Origin of the sequence: Nonomuraea antri (assembly GCF_013283785.1) — a bacterium.
GTDB lineage: Bacteria > Actinomycetota > Actinomycetes > Streptosporangiales > Streptosporangiaceae > Nonomuraea > Nonomuraea antri.
The window spans coordinates 1-17,889 of the sequence record NZ_JABCPZ010000116.1; the positions used below are offsets into that span (position 1 = coordinate 1).

The 17,889-nt window shown below is 73.4% G+C and carries 11 protein-coding genes; 7 read left to right on the plus strand and 4 right to left on the minus strand.

Annotated features, from left to right (window positions below):
* Positions 1–35: 35 nt before the first annotated feature.
* A complete protein-coding gene (locus HII36_RS31610; protein ID WP_173526948.1) occupies positions 36–1,622 on the plus strand; it encodes a Na+/H+ antiporter in 1,587 nt (528 codons plus the stop codon).
* Between the two features lie 9 nt (positions 1,623–1,631).
* Here HII36_RS31610 and HII36_RS31615 read toward each other — a convergent pair whose 3' ends face one another.
* Positions 1,632–4,901: a beta-N-acetylglucosaminidase domain-containing protein gene (locus HII36_RS31615; RefSeq protein WP_217370209.1), complete on the minus strand. Its 3,270-nt coding sequence runs from the start codon at positions 4,899–4,901 to the stop codon at positions 1,632–1,634.
* A 356-nt stretch (positions 4,902–5,257) separates the two neighbouring features.
* On the opposite strand from HII36_RS31615, the gene HII36_RS31620 reads away from it, so the two are divergent.
* The 3 genes from HII36_RS31620 to menC all read left to right on the plus strand — a co-directional run bounded on the left by HII36_RS31620 (position 5,258) and on the right by menC (position 9,982).
* A complete protein-coding gene (locus tag HII36_RS31620; protein ID WP_173526950.1) occupies positions 5,258–7,333 on the plus strand; it encodes a hypothetical protein in 2,076 nt (691 codons plus the stop codon).
* The gene (locus tag HII36_RS31625; protein WP_173526951.1) at positions 7,330–8,796 is read left to right on the plus strand and encodes a type 1 periplasmic-binding domain-containing protein; all 1,467 of its coding nucleotides are present in this window, start codon (positions 7,330–7,332) and stop codon (positions 8,794–8,796) included. Before HII36_RS31620 ends, HII36_RS31625 begins: the two co-directional genes overlap by 4 nt.
* Before the next feature lie 85 nt (positions 8,797–8,881).
* Complete coding sequence (gene menC / locus HII36_RS31630; protein WP_173526952.1) at positions 8,882–9,982, plus strand: o-succinylbenzoate synthase; 1,101 nt, start codon at positions 8,882–8,884, stop codon at positions 9,980–9,982.
* Here menC and HII36_RS31635 read toward each other — a convergent pair.
* Entirely contained in the window at positions 9,972–11,267 is a 1,296-nt protein-coding gene (locus tag HII36_RS31635) for a serine hydrolase domain-containing protein (RefSeq protein ID WP_173526953.1), read from the minus strand. The two genes, menC and HII36_RS31635, sit on opposite strands and share 11 nt — an antisense overlap.
* A 231-nt stretch (positions 11,268–11,498) precedes the next feature.
* Here HII36_RS31635 and tuf point away from each other — a divergent pair, with 231 nt between their 5' ends.
* Positions 11,499–12,659, plus strand: coding sequence for an elongation factor Tu (gene tuf, locus HII36_RS31640; protein WP_173526954.1), 1,161 nt, complete (start codon positions 11,499–11,501; stop codon positions 12,657–12,659).
* Positions 12,660–12,703: 44 nt separating this feature from the next.
* Here the strand turns inward: tuf and HII36_RS31645 are convergent, their stop codons facing one another.
* Entirely contained in the window at positions 12,704–15,490 is a 2,787-nt protein-coding gene (locus HII36_RS31645; protein WP_173526955.1) for a glycoside hydrolase family 2 TIM barrel-domain containing protein, read from the minus strand.
* A 248-nt stretch (positions 15,491–15,738) separates the two neighbouring features.
* Here HII36_RS31645 and HII36_RS31650 point away from each other — a divergent pair, with 248 nt between their 5' ends.
* Complete coding sequence (locus HII36_RS31650) at positions 15,739–16,299, plus strand: RNA polymerase sigma factor (RefSeq protein WP_173526956.1); 561 nt, start codon at positions 15,739–15,741, stop codon at positions 16,297–16,299.
* Positions 16,292–16,579, plus strand: coding sequence for a hypothetical protein (locus HII36_RS31655; RefSeq protein WP_173526957.1), 288 nt, complete (start codon positions 16,292–16,294; stop codon positions 16,577–16,579). The genes HII36_RS31650 and HII36_RS31655 overlap by 8 nt, the downstream gene beginning before the upstream one ends.
* Here the strand turns inward: HII36_RS31655 and HII36_RS31660 are convergent.
* Positions 16,558–17,706, minus strand: a complete 1,149-nt coding sequence (locus HII36_RS31660; RefSeq protein ID WP_173526958.1) for an amidohydrolase family protein — start codon at positions 17,704–17,706, stop codon at positions 16,558–16,560. The two genes, HII36_RS31655 and HII36_RS31660, sit on opposite strands and share 22 nt — an antisense overlap.
* Positions 17,707–17,889: the final 183 nt, after the last annotated feature.

The following is a 17,889-nucleotide window of genomic DNA, read 5'->3' on the forward strand; positions in this document are numbered from 1 at the left end:
GGTGGGTGGTGGGGTAAGGCTAGGCGGGGGGTGTCGTGGATCAGTTCGTGCTGCTCATGCTGGTGCTGCTCGGCGCCTTGCTCACCGTCCCGCTCGGCGAGCGTCTCGGCCTGCCCGCCCCGGTCCTGATGACGCTGCTCGGCATCGTGCTGGCCGTGCTGCCGTTCGTGCCCGACGTGGACATCCCACCCGGCATCGTGCTGCCGCTGCTGCTGCCGCCCCTGCTGTACGCGGCGGTGCAGCGCACGTCGTGGCGGCAGTTCGCGGCCAACTGGCAGCCGATCTTCCTGCTGGCCGTGGCGCTGGTGTTCGTGACGACCGCGGCGGTGGCGGCCACCGCGCACGCGCTGGTGCCTGGGCTGCCGCTGGCGGCGGCCGCGGCGCTGGGCGCGCTGGTGGCGCCGCCCGACCCGGTGGCGGCCACGGCGGTGGCGGGCCGGCTGGGGCTGCCCAGGCGCATGGTGTCGCTGCTGGAGGGCGAGGGCCTGTTCAACGACGTCACCGCGATCGTCCTCTACCACGTGGCGATCGCGGCCGCGGTGACCGGCGTGTTCTCCTGGCCGCACGCGCTGGCCGAGCTCGTGGTCTCCGCGGTGGTGGCGGTGCTGGTCGGGCTGGCGCTCGGCTGGCTGGGCGGGCGGCTGATGGCGTACCTGGGCGATGCCACGCTGCAGGTCGGGTTGTCGCTGCTGGTGCCGTTCGTGGCGTACGCGCTGGCCGACGAGCTCGGCGGCTCCGGCGTGCTGGCGGTGCTGACCAGCGCCTTCTACCTGAGCGACCGCATGTCCGACGCCGACGACGTGTTCGGCAGGTTCGCCGCGGCGACGTTCTGGCGGGTGGTCGACACGCTGGTGACCGGGGTGGCGTTCGGGCTGATCGGGCTGGAGCTGCACGCGGTGCTGGGCACCGTGCACGGGCGGGTCTGGCAGGTGCTGGGCTGGAGCGCGGTGGTGCTGGCGGTGGTGGCCGGCGTCCGGCTGACGTGGTTGCTGCCGGCCGCGTGGCTGGCCAAGCAGGCGCGCCGGCCAGGACGCGACGACACCGAGATCCCGCTGTCCTGGCGCGAGACGGTGGTGATGTGGTGGGCGGGCATGCGCGGGGTGGCGTCGGTGGCGCTCGCGCTGGCCATCCCGCTGCGCACCGACGACGGCCGGCCGTTCCCCGAGCGTCCCGTGGTGGTGTTCATCGCGTTCGCGGTGATCCTGGCGACGCTGGTGGTGCAGGGTCTGACGCTGCCGTGGCTGGTGACGAAGCTGGGCGTCAAGTCCGACACCGCGGCCGAGCGTGAGCTGGAGAAACGGCTGGCGATCCAGGCCGCGGGCGCGGCCAGGCGGCGGCTGCGGGAGATCGACGAGCGCGAGGACCTGCCCGACGACGTGGTCGAGGCGCTCGGCAGGATGCTCGGCGACCTCGGCGTGCGCATCAGCCCGGAGGCCGCCGACGAGGAGCGGCGCGAGGCGTACGAGCAGCGGGCGGAGCGGGTCAGGACGATCAGGCGGGTGCAGGCGGAGATGATGTCGGCGGCCAGGCAGGCGGTCCTGGACGCCCGCCGCGACCCGCGTGCCGACCCGGAGGTCGTCACGCGGGTGCTGCGCCGGCTGGACGCCAGGAGCCTGCGCTGACCCCGGGGCTCACCGGGCCGGGTAGACCTCCAGTTCCCACAGCGAGTAGCCGTAGCCGGTGGCGCGGCGCACGCCCTGGACCCGGATGTGCCGTGCGGTGTTGGCCTGGTCGATCCTGAGGTCGTCCACGCCGCCGTTCCCGTCGGTCACCTCGGCGATCGGCGTCCACGTGGTGCCGTCGTCGGACGTCTCCACCCGGTACGCCTTGCCGTAGGCGGCCTCCCAGCGCAGCACCACCCTGGCCACGTCCACCGGCTGGGCCAGCTCCACCCGCAGCCATTCGCCGTCGGTGCGGCCGGATGACCAGCGGGTGGCCGGGTCGCCGTCCACGGCGTGGGCGGCGGCGAAGCTGGTGCCGCCTTCGACGCTGGAGGCGGTGACGGGGCGGCCGCGGGCGGCGTTGACGTCCGCGGCGGGCCGGTGCGCCCGCACCTCGACGGTGGTCTCGACGCCCGCGAAGGCGAGCGTGAGCGTGCCCGAGCCGGTGGGCGTGAACGCGACCGGCAGCACGAGACCGCCGCCGCGCGGGACGGTGAGCGCCCGGTCGGCGGGCACCTGCCAGCCCTGCGGCCCGGTCACCGACAGCGTGCCCGGCACGGCGGCGGCGCGCCGGGTCGACAGGCTCAGCGTGAGCGTCGCCTCCTGCCCGATGGTGGTCTCCAGCACGGCGGGATCGGCGGCGAGCGTGACGGCGGGCACGTCGGCGTAGCGCGGCACCACCTCGCTGATCGCCGGGGCGGGGCCGCCGGGCGTCCAGGCCAGGCGGATCGCGTCGGCGGTGACGTCGGCGGGGTCGAGCTCGGTGTAGCCGCCGTCGAGCCGGCCGATCGGCCGCCACTGCCCGGACACCCGCACCTGCACCTCCGCCTGCCCGCTGCCGACGACCGCGACCCGGTCGATCGGGCGCGGCCTGGACAGCGTGAACTGCAGCGCGTTGCCCGACGCCGGCGCGGCCGCCGCCTGCCAGGCGGTGTCGAGGCTGCCGTCGGCCGCGGCGGCCGGTCGGCTGCCGGCCGGGGTGCCGCCGACGGTGATCCTGGTGACCGTATCGTCCAGCACGGCGGCGGTGAACTCGCGGACGACCAGCCAGTGGTCGTTGCTCCCCGTCGCCCGGTAGCGCAGGTAGCGGGCCCGGGTGCCGGCCGGGGCGGTGGCCCTGACCTCGGCGGCGGCGCCGGTGGCCAGGGTGGTCCAGGTGGCGCCGTCCGCGGAGTGTTCGAGCACGCCGGCGCGGAGGTAGTCGTTCGGGCTGCCCGGCTTGCCCATGAGCACGGCCACCTCGCCGATGGCGCGCACGCCGCCGAGGTCGACGGTGACCGAGTCGCCGGCGCCCGGCGAGCCGTTGCTCCAGAAGTAGGTGCCGGGGTCGCCGTCCACCATGCGATCGGGGGTGTGGTCCTGGTAGGTGCCGAGCGTGGTGGTGGCGGCGGGCCGGTCTGCGGTGATGCCGATCCAGCGGTCCAGCTCGGTCAGCGCGTCGGCGATGAACGTGTCGAGCACGCCGTCGGCGATGCGCGGGTACGTGCCGGAGTGCGGCAGGCGCACGTCGCGCAGCGCCTTGGCGGCGGCGATCAGGCCGGTCGCCTCCCGCCTGGCCGCCAGCGCCCGGCCGCCGTCGCCGGCGCGGACCGCGTCGAGCACGTCCAGGGCCTCGATCAGCGCCTGCGACCACAGCTCGGTGGCCTTCAGCCAGGCCTCGGCCTCGGCGGCGAACGCCCGGTCGGGCACGCCGGCGCGGATCACGCCCGGCGCGGCGCGCAGCCGTTCGGCGTAGGCGCGCAGGGTCGTGTCCCGACCGGCCCGCCAGGCGGTCCAGAACGCCGCGATCTCGGCGGCCGGCACGGGGGCGCGGTCGCGGTGCAGGGTTCCGTCGTAGGTGTTCAGCTCGGCGAAGTCGCGCAGCGCGCGGGCCACGGCCGGGTCGCCGCCGGCCCGCTCGTCCAGCGCGCGCAGCCACGACCGCTGGGCGTCGTACGTGGTGTCCGCCCAGCCGAACTCGGCGAAGGAGAACAGCGCGACCTTGCTGACCGCGGCCTGGTTCATCGGGTTGGAGATGATACCCACCAGGTGCTCCGACAGCCCCGGCTCGCGGCCGGTGTAGGCGCCGAGTGGCAGGCGTCCGGCGATGTAGTCGTTGACCGGGTAGTTGTCCCAGACCAGGATCTCGTGGCCGAACACCTGCCTGGCCCTGGCCGCGTCGGCCTTGGTGATGCGCTGGGGCACCACGCCGAGGCCGGTCCAGTGCAGGATGACGTCCCGGTCGAGCACCTCCCTGAGCGCCTTCTTGTAGCCGGTCTCGGTGGCGTTGTAGTACTCGGTGGGCACCATCTGCAGCGGCTTGACGTCGCCCTTGGCCCGTACCCAGGCCTGCACGGCGTTGAGCAGGTCGCTCTGCGCCCGCCCGGCAGCCGCGCCGCCCGGCGCGCCGTACCTGGCGCGGTCGCCGTCGCAGTTCCACCGGCCGGCGTCGATGTCGTCCAGCGCGACGTTGAACGAACGGCCGCCGAGCGCGTGGATCGCGTCGAACTTGGCCAGCAGCTTGGCGGTGTCGCCCGGGTCGGTGTAGCAGATCGACAGTCCGGGCGAGACGGCGAAGGTGAAGTCCACGTGGCCGGCGGCGGCCCGCGTGATCAGCTCGCCGAGCTGGGCCAGCTTGTCCGCCGGGTACGGCTCGCGCCAGCGGTCGCGGTGGTACGGGTCGTCCTTGGGCGCGTACTCGTAGGTGTTCATCCGGTGCGCGCCCAGGTAGTCCAGGTGGTCGAGCCGGTCCTGGTGCCACCAGGGCGTGCCGTAGAAGCCCTCGATCGAGCCGCGGTAACGCATGGCCGGGGCCTGGCGCAGCCGTACCTCGGGCATCCTGTCGTTGCCCTGGTGGCGGCGTACCAGGTCCTTGAGTTCCAGCGCCGCGTAGTAGGCGCCGTCGGCGTCCACGCCGTCGAGCACGATGTGCTTGCGGTCGTCCGCGTCGCGCCCGGCGGTTAGCGCGAACCCTTCTGGCGCGAGCCCCTGGGAGCCGGGCGCGCCGAGCCGGTCCAGCACGTCGCGGCGGGCGGCGCCTGTGGCGGCCGTGTCGTCGGCGGCGCCCAGCCAGACGGTGACGGGCGTGCCGGGGTCGGTGGTGGCGGTCCGGACGCGTTTGACGCCGGCGTCGGCGAGCACCCGGCGGACGACCGCCTCGGCGTTCGGGTGCGCGCCGGCCGCCCGGACGAGGCCGACGACCGGGGTGATGGGGAACTCGGCCGGGTCGCCGGCCGAGGCGTGGGCGGGGAGGGGAAGCATGATCGTCACGGCGAGGGCGAGGGCCAACGGACGGCGGAGGGGCATACGTACGCTCCTGAGACTGCGCAAAACCGCCCGGAAACACGCAGAAGTGCACCGGATCGCCCACATCAGATCATCTTGTCAAGACCCGGTCAACACCCGGCGGCCACGCGCCCATAATCGGATATTCGTCATGGAAACAATGACGGCCGCGCCGCGCGGGCCCCTTTCTGTCTTATTCGGAATGAGACCTGAATATCTCGCCGATCTCCGTGCGCCCGGCTAGTGTCAGCACCGGACGGGGTGGGGTTCGACGTGGTGGATGGGAATCGATGGCGAGACTCCACGGGCGGGAGGCCCTTATCACGGGTTTAGTGCCGCGTTTGGTCGGCTGCGGGCCGGACGGCCGCCGGGTGAAATTCGAGTTCGCCTCACACGGGCCGTACGTCGAACTCATCGGGGGCAGAGGCGCCGGCAAGACCGCCGTGCTCGAACACCTGCGTGACGCCTACAGTCAGCGAATCCCGCAGGCGCACGCCGACCTCGGCGCGGCCAACCTCGGCATGGCCGGTCTCGCCCCTTTCGCCCCCGGCACGGCGCCGAACGCCTCAGCCGTCACCGACCTGCTCTATTACCTGGAATATCAGCTGCACCAGCGTTTCCGCGGCGCCACCTGGCGCCCGAAACCGCTCGCGCCGCCGCCGCTGCGCTGCCCGCGGCTGGTCTACGGGCTGCTGGCCGTCACCGCCTGGCGCGTGGGCGACGACAAGGTGCCCGCCCCTGATCTGTTGGCCGCCCGTGCGGCGCTGGCCCAGCTCTTCATCGACTCCCAGCCCACCCCGGCCGCCAGGCAGGCGCTCGTCAACTCGCTGACCTCCACGGTCGCGACGATGGTGACCGGGCTGGTCGGCGTGCCCGCACCGATCGACGAGGTGGTCAAGCCGCTGATCGAGACCGTGGGCAACAGGCTGCTGTCCCCCCGGCTGCGCCGGCGCGCCATCGGCTGGTGGGGCGGGCGCAAACTCAACGCCGTCGGCGACTCCTGGGCCCAGCTCACCGCGCTCTCACTGAACTTCCGCGCCGGCGGCCCGAGCCGCGAGCGCGCCGAGAGACATCTGGTCGCCGCGCTCCTGGCCGACGTCCGCGACTACTACGGATGGTGGCGGCGCTTCAACGACGATCCAGGTCCGCTGCTGCTGCTCGACAACGCCCACACCGAGCTGGGCACGCTCTTTCTCAAACTGCTGTGCCAGGCGCAGCACGAGACGATCGAGACGACCCCGGACGCGCGCACGCAGCCCCCGGACACGCGCACGCAGCCCGTCGTGGTGGCCGCCGCGCTGGGCGACGAGAACGCCCACACCCCGGTCGGGTCCGTGACGGAGACCTCGGGCTGGACGCGGCCGAGCACCGCGGGCGCGCCCGAGTCCTGGCTGCTCCGGCTCGGCCTGCGGCCGCTGACGGCGGACCACGTCATGGAGATGCTGATCGAGGCCCGCGCCGACAGCGCCCTGTCCACGCCCGTCACCGAGCTCAGCGACGGGCGGCCGGCCGTGGTCGCCGGCCTGGTCGCCGCCGCGACCGGGCGCGAGCACGGTGAGCCCGATCTCGGCGCGCTGCTCGGCCTCGGCGAGGGCGAGCCGCGGACCACCGTCTGCTCGCGGCTGCTCGACGGGCTGCTGCCCGACCCGCTGGCCAGGCAGCGGCTGACCTTCTTCGCGGCCGCCCTGGACACCCCGGCCGCCCAGCATCTCAGCGTCGCCTTTCCGCGCGGGGACGGCGGCGTGCTGCCCGTCCCGGCGACGTTGACGTATCTGCGGGCCGACCACTGGAGCGGCGGCCGGCGGCAGGGGGACGACCAGGCGTTCGTCGCGGACCGCACCCTGCGCGTCCTGCTGCTGCACGAGCTGCGCGCGGCGGGGCCCGGCGTGTGGGCCCAGGTCCACCGCCGCCTGCGCTCCTTCTACGAGGACGGAGGAGCCGCCTCCGCCGAGCGGACGGTCCGCGGCCTGCACCACGCGCTGGCACTCGGCGACCGCGAGAACGTCACCCGTGGCCTGCACCGGCTGTTCGTGAAGGACCACGCCCGCCCCTGGCTCGACGCGCTCAAGCTGATCTGCGCCGCCCCGCTCCCGCCCGACGGCCTGACCCCGCCCAGGAAGCCGCAGGACGGCTGCCCCACGTGCGCCGAGCACGCGCCGCAGGCCCACCAGACCCACCACGCCATCGGCCGGCTCGTGGACGCGTTGTGGCGTCAGTCCGCGCCCGCGGCCGTGCCCCGCGCGGACCGGATCGACCTGGTCGCGCTCCAGCTCACCATCCTGGCCACGGGCAGCGAGAACGACTGCTGCCAGGACGTGCTCTACCGGGCGCACCTGACCTGGCCGGGCGAGCTGCGCCGGTGGCGGCGGGCCCCCGACCTGACGATCCCCCAGGGAGGCGATCGATGATCCGCGCGATCAGGGAACGGATGGGCACCGGCACGATGTGGGTGCTGATCACGGCCGGCGGCCTCGCCGTGGCTCTGCTCATCTGGCTGATCGTCATCCCGGCGCTGTGGGGCGGGCCCGACTACTGCGAGCCCGGGAGCGTGCGCCGGGTCGAGGTCACCACCGCCGAAGGCGTGACACGCACCGAGTGCGTGGGCGTCTCCGGCACGTACGCCTTCGACCCGAGCTTCGACCGGGTGATGAAGGTCCTGGCCGCGGAGAACGAGTTCGCCGTGAAGGGCGGCCCCGGCACGTACTACACCATCGCCTTCCTCGGCCCGCTGACCCAGCCGGAGCCGCGGGTGCTGCACCAGCTCGAAGGGGCGGTCACCGCGCTGAACCGGGCCAACAGGACGGCCCTGGTGGGCGCGCGGCCGCTGATCAAGATGGTGCTGGCCAACACGGACAGCCAGGGCGGCAACTGGGAGCAGACCACCAGGGACCTGCTCGCCATGGAGAAGTCGCCCGACAGGCTGGTGGCCGTGGCCGGGCTCGGCCGCAGCGACGAGCGCTCGCTCAGCGCCATGAAGCTGCTGGCCACGCGGGACTTCGGGATGGTCTCGGACGTCGTCACCGCCGACGGCATCGACATGGTCGCGGTGCCGGGGTTCGTCCGGGTGAACCCGCGCGTGGGCGAGCAGATCAACGTGCTGAACACCTACCTGCGGAGCACCGGGAAGGTGAAGACGGCGAGCCTGGTCCGCTCGAAGAAGCCGGGCGACCACTACGCCGACGCGCTGGCCGCCGGGTTCAAGAACACGATGAAGGACCTGTGGGAGGCCGGCGGCAGCGTCGAGTACCCGTTCAGCGCTCCCCCGGGCAACGAGTGGGACCTCATCAGGGGCAACCTGTGCGGCCGCGCCACGGACGTGATCTTCTACGCCGGGCGGGGCGCGGACCTGCCGGCGTTCCTGCAGAGCCTGCACACCGGCAACCAGCAGTGCCACACCAAGCCGATCACGATCGTCACCGGCTCCGACACCGTCCGGCTGCGGCAGGACGAGAGCGTGCGCGAGGCGCTCGAGAACATCTCGGTGGTCTACTCGCCGCTGGTCGAGCCGTCGGTGCTGAAGTGCGGCACCGCGCCGGCCCAGTTCATCCAGTTCGAGCGCGCCTACGTGTCACTCGGCTTCAAGGCCGCCGACCTCGGCACCGGCTGGGGGATCATGGCGCACGACTCCGTGGTCACCGCCGTCGCGGCGATCAGGCGGGCGGCCGGCCAGCAGGGCGACGACCCGGTCACCCCGGCGGACGTGGCCGAGATGCTGCCGCTGTTCCAGCAGCTCCCGACGGCGGTGCCGGGGGCGTCGGGCAGCATCATGTTCAACGGCACGACGGGCAACCGGGTGGGCTTCGAGCTGCCGGTGCTCAAGCTGGTCTCGGGCGGCCCGCCGAAGGTGCTGGCCGGGGCGAAGCCCTGCTGACGCCGGCGGCCCTGCGTCCAGATCGGCGGCCCGGCTCGATTACGGTCGGTGGAGACATGAGTTCTGCGAGCGTTGTGGAGAGAGCGTGAAGATCACAGGAGTGGAGCTACGGCGGATCGCGATGCCTCTGGTGTCGCCGTTCCGCACCTCGTTCGGCACCGAGACCGCCCGCGACGTGCTGCTCGTGCGCGTCGTGACCCCCGAGGCCGAGGGGTGGGGCGAGTGCGTGGCGATGTCGGAGCCGCTCTACTCCAGCGAGTACGTCGACGGCGCCGCCGAGGTGATCAAGCGGTTCCTGCTGCCCGCGCTGACCAGGCCGCTGGGCGCGAACGACGTCGCCAGGGCGCTGGAGCCGATCAAGGGGCACCGGATGGCCAAGGCCGCCGTGGAGACGGCCGTGCTCGACGCCCAGCTGCGCGCGGCCGGCGAGTCGTTCGGCCGGTTCCTGGGCGCGGCCCGCGACCGGGTGCCGTGCGGGGTGTCGGTGGGCATCATGGACTCGATCCCGCAGTTGCTCGACGCCGTGGCCGGCTACCTGGACGAGGGCTACCTGCGGATCAAGCTGAAGATCGAGCCGGGCTGGGACCTGGCGCCGGTGCGCGCGGTGCGCGAGCGGTTCGGCGACGACGTGCTGCTGCAGGTCGACGCGAACGCCGCGTACACGCTGACCGACGCGCGGCACCTGGCCGGGCTCGACGACCTCGGCCTGCTGCTGATCGAGCAGCCGCTGGCCAACGACGACCTGGTGCAGCACGCCAAGCTGGCGAAGCAGCTCAGGACGCCGATCTGCCTGGACGAGTCGATCGAGTCGGCCGAGCACGCGGCGGCGGCCATCGCGCTCGGCTCGTGCTCGATCGTCAACATCAAGCCAGGACGGGTCGGCGGCTACCTGGAGGCCAGGCGCATCCACGACCTGTGCCGGGCCAACGGCATCGCGGTGTGGTGCGGCGGCATGCTGGAGACCGGGCTCGGCCGGGCGGCGAACGTGGCGCTCGCCGCGCTGCCCGGCTTCACCCTGCCCGGCGACACCTCGGGCTCGCGCAGGTACTACGCGACCGACATCACCGAGCCGTTCGAGCTGAACGACGGCCACCTCGCCGTGCCGGCCGGGCCCGGGCTCGGCGTCGAGCCGATCCCGTCGATCCTGGACGAGGTCACCACCGCCACGGAGTGGATCACGCTGTGACCTTGGGCGTGGCCCGGCCGGCGAAGTGCAGGTACGACCGGCCGTCCACCTCGTGGAACACCGCCGCCTGCCAGGCCGGGTCGCCGGGCGGCCGGCAGGCGAACGTGGTCGCGTCCACCGGCAGCAGCGGCAGTTCCTCGTGCTCGCCCGGCATCTCGGCCATCGCGCCGGTGGGCTCGTACCGCACGGACAGCCCGCCGTCGCCGGCGATCACGGTGAAGCGGCTGCCGGTGCGCTCGTAGACGCCGGCGAAGCGGGCCGCGTCCACCTCGGCGGGGCTCTCGGGCGGGGCGAGCCTGGGCGGGACGGCGATGCCGTCCAGCTCGGCGAACAGCTCGGTGGCCACGGCGTGGGTGAACGCGGCGTGATAGCCGCCGTTGGCGGTGACGCAGACGATCGTGCCGGTGCCCGGCACCGCCCAGAGCATGGCGTGCTGGCCGATCGTGTTGCCGCCGTGGGAGATCACCCGGTGGCCGTCCCAGTCGGCGAGGATCCAGCCGAGGCCCCAGTGGCTGCCGATGCCGTGCGGGTTCGGCAGCTCCACCTGCGGCTCCCACATCGCCCGCGGGTCGTCGAGCAGCCCGCCTTCGAGGTGGGCGCGGGCGAAGGCGACCACGTCGGCCGGGCGGGCGCAGATCAGCCCGGCCGGGCCCATGGACCGCATCAGCCCCCAGTGCCGCACCGTCGAGCCCTCGCGGTGGCCGATCGCGGCGCGGAAGCGCAGCACGTCCTCGGGCAGGGTCCAGGTGTGGGTCAGGCCCAGCGGCTCGGCGATCTGCTCGCGCAGCACGTCGTCCCAGCGCTTGCCCTCCAGGCGCTCCAGCATCCGGCCGGCGATGACGAACCCGGCGTTGCAGTAGGACTGGGTGGCGCCCAGCGGGTGGTTCTGCGCGAGGTCGGCGCAGGCGTCGACGTACTTGGCCAGGCAGTCGTCGCCGCGGCCGGTGTCGAGGAACAGGTCGCCGTCGATGCCGCTGGTGTGCGAGAGCAGGTGCCTGACCGTGACGGCGGCCGACGCCCGCGGGTCGGACACGGCGAACTCGGGCAGCACCGCGCGCACCGGGGTGTCCAGCGTGAGCCTGCCGCGCTCGACCTGGCGCATGAGCAGGGTCGCGGTGTAGAGCTTGGTCACCGAGCCGATCTGGAAGAGCGCGTCGGTGGTGACCTCGACGCCGGTGTCGCGGTTGAGCGTGCCCGCGGCGAACTCGCGCGTCTCCCCCTGGTGCAGGTACGCCACGGCGGCGCCGGGGACGTCGTACTCGGCGATCAGCTCGGCCAGCTTCACGTGAAGATCCTTTCGTCGGGAATAATGCGTTGCCCCGCGGTGCTGAGGCCAGCACTATGGTCATCATGTTCCAGCACGCTCACCTCGCGACGCCCGCCCTGGGCGCGTTCGAGCGTGCCTGCGACGGCCTGGAGCGCTGACCTCTTCCCGTGAGTCTCTGAGTGACCCGGCGGGGGGAGGTCGACGACCCCGACGGGTCACACTCATCCAGGCATCGCAGAGGAAGGGATCATGGCCAAGCAGGCCTATGTGCGCAACAAGCCGCACCTCAACATCGGCACGATGGGCCACGTCGACCACGGCAAGACCACGCTGACCGCGGCGATCACCAAGGTGCTCGCCGCGCGCGGGCAGGCCACGTACACGCCGTTCGAGCGGATCGACCGCACCCCGGAGGAGGCCTCCAGGGGCATCACGATCAACATCTCGCACGTCGAGTACGAGACCGACACCCGCCACTACGCGCATGTGGACATGCCGGGCCACGCCGACTACGTGAAGAACATGATCACGGGGGCGGCGCAGCTCGACGGGGCCATCCTCGTCGTGTCCGCGCACGACGGCATCATGCCGCAGACCAGGGAACACGTGCTGCTGGCCCGGCGGGTCGGGGTGGAGCACCTGGTGGTCGCCGTCAACAAGGCCGACGGCGCCGACCCGGAGCTGACCGACCTGGTCGAGCTCGAACTGCAGGACCTGCTCACCGAGCACGGCTACCGTGACGTGCCGATGGTGCGGGTGTCCGGGCTGCGGGCGCTGGAGGGCGACCCGGTCTGGACGGCGTCGGTCGACGCGCTGCTGCGGGCGGTGGACGAGCACATCCCCGTGCCGGTCAGGTACGTGGACGCGCCGTTCCTCATGCCGGTGGAGAACGTCATCACCGTCACCGGCCGGGGCACCGTCGTCACCGGGGCCATCGAGCGCGGCGCCGTGCGGGTCGGCGACACGGTCGAGGTCGTCGGCTTCGGCGACGGCTTCACCGCGGTGGTGACCGGGGTGGAGACGTTCGGCAAGACGATGGAGCGCGGCGAGGCCGGCGACAACGCCGCCGTGCTGCTCCGCGGCGTGCGCCGCGAGCAGGTGCGGCGGGGCATGGTGCTGGCGGCGCCGGGCAGCCAGCGGGCGCGTTCGGCGTTCACCGCGCGCGTCTACCTGCTCACCCCGGAAGAGGGCGGACGGCGCGGGCCGGTCGCCTCCGGCTACCGGCCGCAGTTCTACCTGCGCACCACCGACGTGCCTGGCGAGCTGGCGCTGCCCGCGCCCGCCCGGCCGGGCGAGACCGTCGAGGTCCGGGTGGAGCTGGGCAAGGCCGTCGCGGTCGAGCCCGGGCTCGGGTTCGCCATCCGCGAGGGCGGGCTGACGGTCGGCGCCGGGGTCGTGCTGTCGGTGTGAAACGGCCGCCGGGTCCCGTCTCGTACGGGACCCGGCGGTTGCCGCTATGCGGGGTCGAAGCGGACGGTGAACGTGGCCGCCTCGACCCTCAGCTCGTAACGGGGCAGGGTGCCGGGGCCGCAGGTGGCGGTGCCGATGCCCTGGTGCGCCAGGTCGAGGTGCACGTGCACCCGGTCGCCTGGGACGAGGTCGGGGCGGTGCCTGGCGTGTTCCAGCTCGGCGGTGCTCCAGCGGCGGGCGGTCAGGCCGAAGACCGGGTCGCCGGTGATCCTCAGCCCGCCGAGCTCGGCCCAGCGCACGTCCGCGCGGTGGCCGTTCTCCTGCGGGTAGACGTACGGGGTCTGCAGCTCGTCCACGGTGGCGTGCCAGCGGCCCACCCGGGCGGCCAGGCCCGTGTCGGGGTACGCCTCGCCGGGGCCGCGGCCGAACCAGGTGACGTCCTCGACGGTCGCGGGGAGCGTCATGGCCAGGCCCAGCCTCGGGACCGGGCCGGGCCAGTCGCCGTCCGGTTCCAGCTCCACGGTCAGGACGAGGCCGCCGGCGGCGGTCGGCGTCCAGTGGTAGGCGGCGTGGACGCCCCGGTCGGAGGCGGCGGGGGCGACCCTGGTGCGGACGGTCAGGGTGTCGCCTGTCGCCTCGACGGCGTCCAGGCGGTGGGTGAGGCGGTGCAGGCCCTGGGTGCGCCACGTCCAGTCGAGTCCGCCGTAGCGGTCGTTGTCGGTGGGGGCGCGCCACAGGTCCAGCCTCGGGCCTTCGACGTGGAGGCCGAACAGCCTGGTCAGGCGGCCGGTCGCCGGGTCGACGACGGCGCCGCCCCAGACGATCCCGCCCTCTTGCGGAGAGGCGGTGACCGTCCCCGCGAAAGGCTCCTCGGCACGGGGGGCAGGGGGTGTCAGGAGGGTCTGGGACCAGGCGAGTTCGTGGCCGGCCGGCGCCCACGGCTGGTCCTCGGCCAGTACGGCGCGTACGGTGAGCCAGCGCTCCCCCGGCCCGTCCGGCAGGGCGGGCAGCTTCACCTCGCCGCCGCCGGCCGGCACGGCCAGCGCGAACTCCGCCACCGCGACGCCCTCCGCCTCGACGGCGGCGACGAAGCGCAGGTGGGACAGGTCGCGGAAGCCACCGCGGCCGGCCACCCGCACCAGCCCGTCGCCGAACTCGAACCCGACCGGCTCGAACACCTTCTTCAGGTCCAGCAGCCCGGGCGAGGGCGTGCGGTCGGGGAAGACCAGGCCGTCGATGACGAAGTTCGAGTCGTGCACCGGCTCGCCGTAGTCGCCGCCGTAGGCGTACTCGAACGTGGGATGCGCGAGCCCGTGGTCGATCCACTCCCACACGAACCCGCCCGCCAGCCGCGGGTACCGCTCGAACAGCTCCTGGTACTCGGCCAGGCCGCCGGGGCCGTTGCCCATGGCGTGGGCGTACTCGCACTGCAGGAACGGCATCGCGCGGCGGCGGGCGTCGAGTGCCGGGTCGTCCAGCGAGTCCTCGGCGCGCTGCCCGATGGCGGCGACCTCGGCGTGCGTGGCGTACATGCGCGAGTAGACGTCGGTGTGCGCGCACGTCTGGTCGCCCTCGTAGTGGATCGGCCTGGACGGGTCGCGCTCGCGCGTCCAGTCGGCCATGACGGCCAGGTTGCGGCCGGTCCCGGCCTCGTTGCCGAGCGACCACATGATCACGCTGGGGTGGTTCTTGTCGCGTTCGACCATCCGGCGCATGCGGTCGAGCAGCGCGCCGGCCCAGCGCGGGTCGTCGGTGGGGTTGGCGCGCCAGCCGACCTGGCCGAAGCCGTGCGTCTCCAGGTCGCACTCGTCGATCACCCACAGGCCCAGTTCGTCGCACAGGTCCAGGAAGTCGGGGTGCGGCGGGTAGTGGCTGGTGCGTACCGCGTTGACGTTGTGCCGCTTCATCAGCAGGACGTCCGCGCGCATGGTCTCGTACGGCACCGCGCGGCCGTGCTCGGGGTGGAACTCGTGCCGGTTGACGCCCTTGAGCAGCAGCGGGCTGCCGTTGGCGAGGAGCACGCCGTCCTCGATGGAGATCGTGCGGAAGCCGACGCGCAGCCGCACGGTCTCGCCGGGGCAGGTGACGACGGCGTCGTAGAGCCGGGGCGTCTCGGCGGTCCACGGCTCGGCCTCGACGGTGATCTCGGCGCCCGGCTCCAGGTCGGCGACGCCGAGCTCGGGGACGCCGAGCCGGCCGTCGCCGGTGAAGCTCAGGGTGCCGCGGCCGTCCTGGTAGCCGGCGCGGACGAACACGTCGGCGGTGGAGCGGGTGAGCGTGACGTCGCGGAAGATGCCGGGCAGCCACCACATGTCCTGGTCTTCCAGGTAGCTCGCCGCAGACCACTGGTGCACGCGCACGGCCAGCACGTTGCGTCCCGGCCTCAGGTACGGCCCGGCCTCGAACTCCACCGGCAACCGGCTGCCGGTGGAGAAGCCCAGCTCGTGGCCGTTCAGCCATACCTTGGCGAAGGAGTCGACGCCCTCGAACCTGAGCCTGCCGCCGCTCCAGCCGTCGGGCAGGTCGAAGGCGCGGCGGTAGTCTCCCGTCGGGTTCTCGGTGGGGACGTGCGGCGGGTCGACGGGGAAGGGATAGGAGACGTTCGTGTACGCGGGCGCGCCGTGGCCGTGCAGCGGCCAGTGAGACGGCACGGGCAGCTCGTCCCAGGCGGCGTCGTCGTGGTCCGGGGCGGCGAAGTCCTCGGGGACACGGGCCACCGGGGAGAGCCTGAAGCGCCAGACGCCGTTCAGGTCGAGTGCGGGGGCGTCGGAGCGGAGCGCCGCCCGGGGAGCGAGGCGGCCCGAACCGGGGGTGAAAGTTTCGAGATCCATCGGGGTCGAGCCTAGACGTTCGGGATGATCGTAAGCGATGACTTTATGTCGGAACTTGATGGATTTTGGTGATACGAAGCGTGGTGAATCCTTTCGCGGCCGGCGTGCCTCTTATGGGTGTTCCGGCGATCGGGCCGGGGATGACTGACAGAAGGAGATCGTCGTGGTGGTAGGAATCGCCGTCGCCGTCGGGGTCGTGCTCATCGGCACGTGCAGCGTCATCGTGCTGCGGCGGAGGGGGCGCGAGCGTGGCTGACACGACGTGGCCCGACGAGCACCTGATCTCAGCGGCCCGCGAGGGTGACGTGGAGTCGCTCGCCGCGCTGGTGTCGGGCGCGCACCCGCACGTGCGCCGGTTCGCGCGCTCGCTGTGCGCCACCCCTGAGGACGCCGAGGACGCCGCGCAGGAGGCGTTGATCGTGCTCTACCGCAAGATCGGCACGTTGCGGGCGTCGGGCGCGCTGGCCTCGTGGATCTTCCGTATCGTGCGCAACGAGTGCGTCAGGCGGGCCAGGCTCATGCTCCGGCCGCGTCCGGTGATCGTGACGGCGCCGGAGGCCGGCCTGCCGTCGGCGGAGGAGGAGGTGTTCCGCCGGCTGGAGGCCGGCCGGGTGGCCGCGGCCATCGCGGCGCTGCCCGCCGACCAGCGGCAGGTGCTGATCATGCGGGACGTGCAGGGGCTCAGCGGCCGCATGGTCGCCGACGCCCTCGGGCTGAGCACGGCGGCGATGAAGTCACGGCTGCATCGCGCCAGATCGGCGGTGCAGGGAATGCTGGCGGAACCTCTGCGCGGGGGTCACGATGAGTGAGGGCCGGAGCTTCGCCAGCACGTCGCTGACGCGTCACCTGGTGCGCGGGGTGGTGGGGTTCGGCGCGCTGATCGCCGCGGTCGCGCTGATCCCGGTGACGGGCCCGGTCAGCCTGCTGCTCGTGGTGCCCGGGGTGGCGGCGCTGCGCGGCTGCCCGACCTGCTGGGCGATCGGGCTGGTGCAGACGATCTCGATGGGACGGCTGCGGCGCTCCTGCGCGGACGGCGTCTGCACCCTGGAGCCGGCGGGCAAGCGGGACTACGAGGCCGCCAAGCCGTAGACGCGGCGGGCGTTCCGCGCGCCGATCAGCTCGGCCACGCGCAGCGCCTGGCCGAGCGACCACTCCCCGTCGGCCACGAACCCGCCGAGCACCCGCGCCATCGCGCGCCGCCACAGGACCGCGCCCAGATGGTGCAGCTCGGCGGGCCCCCAGGCGTCGGAGGAGAAGAGGATCTTCGCGAACGGCGCCAGCTCCAGGCTCTCCGCCACCACCGCCGCGCTCCGCGCGCCGGTGTGGTTCACCCCCAGCCCCACGTCGAGGTAGACGTTCGGGTACGCCTGCGCGAGGAAACCCGCCTCCCGCTGGTACGGGTAGCAGTGCAGCAACATCAGCGGCACCCCGGTCGGCTCGGCCCGCTCGATCAGCCCGCGCAGCAGCAGCGGGTTCGAGCGGCGCAGGTCCAGGTCGGGGTCGCCGAACCCGGTGTGGATCTGCAGCGGCAGCCCCCGCTCCAGCCCGGCCCAGACGAGGTGGCGCAGCAGCACCGGGTCACTCAGCCGGCCGCCGGTCGCCAGCCAGCGCCCGGCGGCCTCGGTGACCTCGCCGGCGGTGGGCGGCTCGGGGTCGAGGTCGAGCCCGTGCCGGTAGGCGGCGATGGTCTTCAGTCCGCGTGCCGTGCGGCTGCGTTGCCACAGCGCCTCGGCGAAGGCGGCGGCGAACCCGGCCGCCGTGCACCCGCCGGCGGCCACCTGCTCGGCCACCGCCTCCAGCCGTACCACCTCGTCGGCGGGCACGCCGGTGACCTCCGCCATGCCGGCCGGGCCGAGGATCTCCTCGCCCCGGTAGCCGGTCTCGATCAGGTAGTGCCCGACCCCGCCGGCGCCGAGCAGACGGCGGTTCACCTCGGCCGCGCCGAGCCTGGCCCGGCGCGCCAGGTACTCCTCGGGCGAGGGGTGCTCGCCGAGGCCGAGCACCGGCGCGCAGTGGCGCAGGATGGCGTGGCCGAGCTGGGAGTCGAACTGCGTCATCCAGCCGGGCACCGGCCGGTCGGACTCGGTGATCAGCTCTTCGAACGCGCCGCGCGACAGGTCGTGCGCGGTGGCGCCGTGCACGTGGTGATCGACGAGCGCCAGTTCGCCGATGGCCCGCGCCAGGCCGTTCGGGACGAGGTCGGGGTCAATGGTCATCGGTGATCCCTCCGGCGGCTCCCCGTCGCGTGCCGTAACGTGCGCGCACGGCCAGGATATGCCGACCGCTCGCGCCCCTCCCGTCCCCGCGCCGGGGATCTCCCCGGCCCGGCCCGCCGCTCGCCGAAGGCGGACGGAACGCCGGAGGGCGCTGCCCGGGCCGGTCGGCCGGGCAGCGCCCCC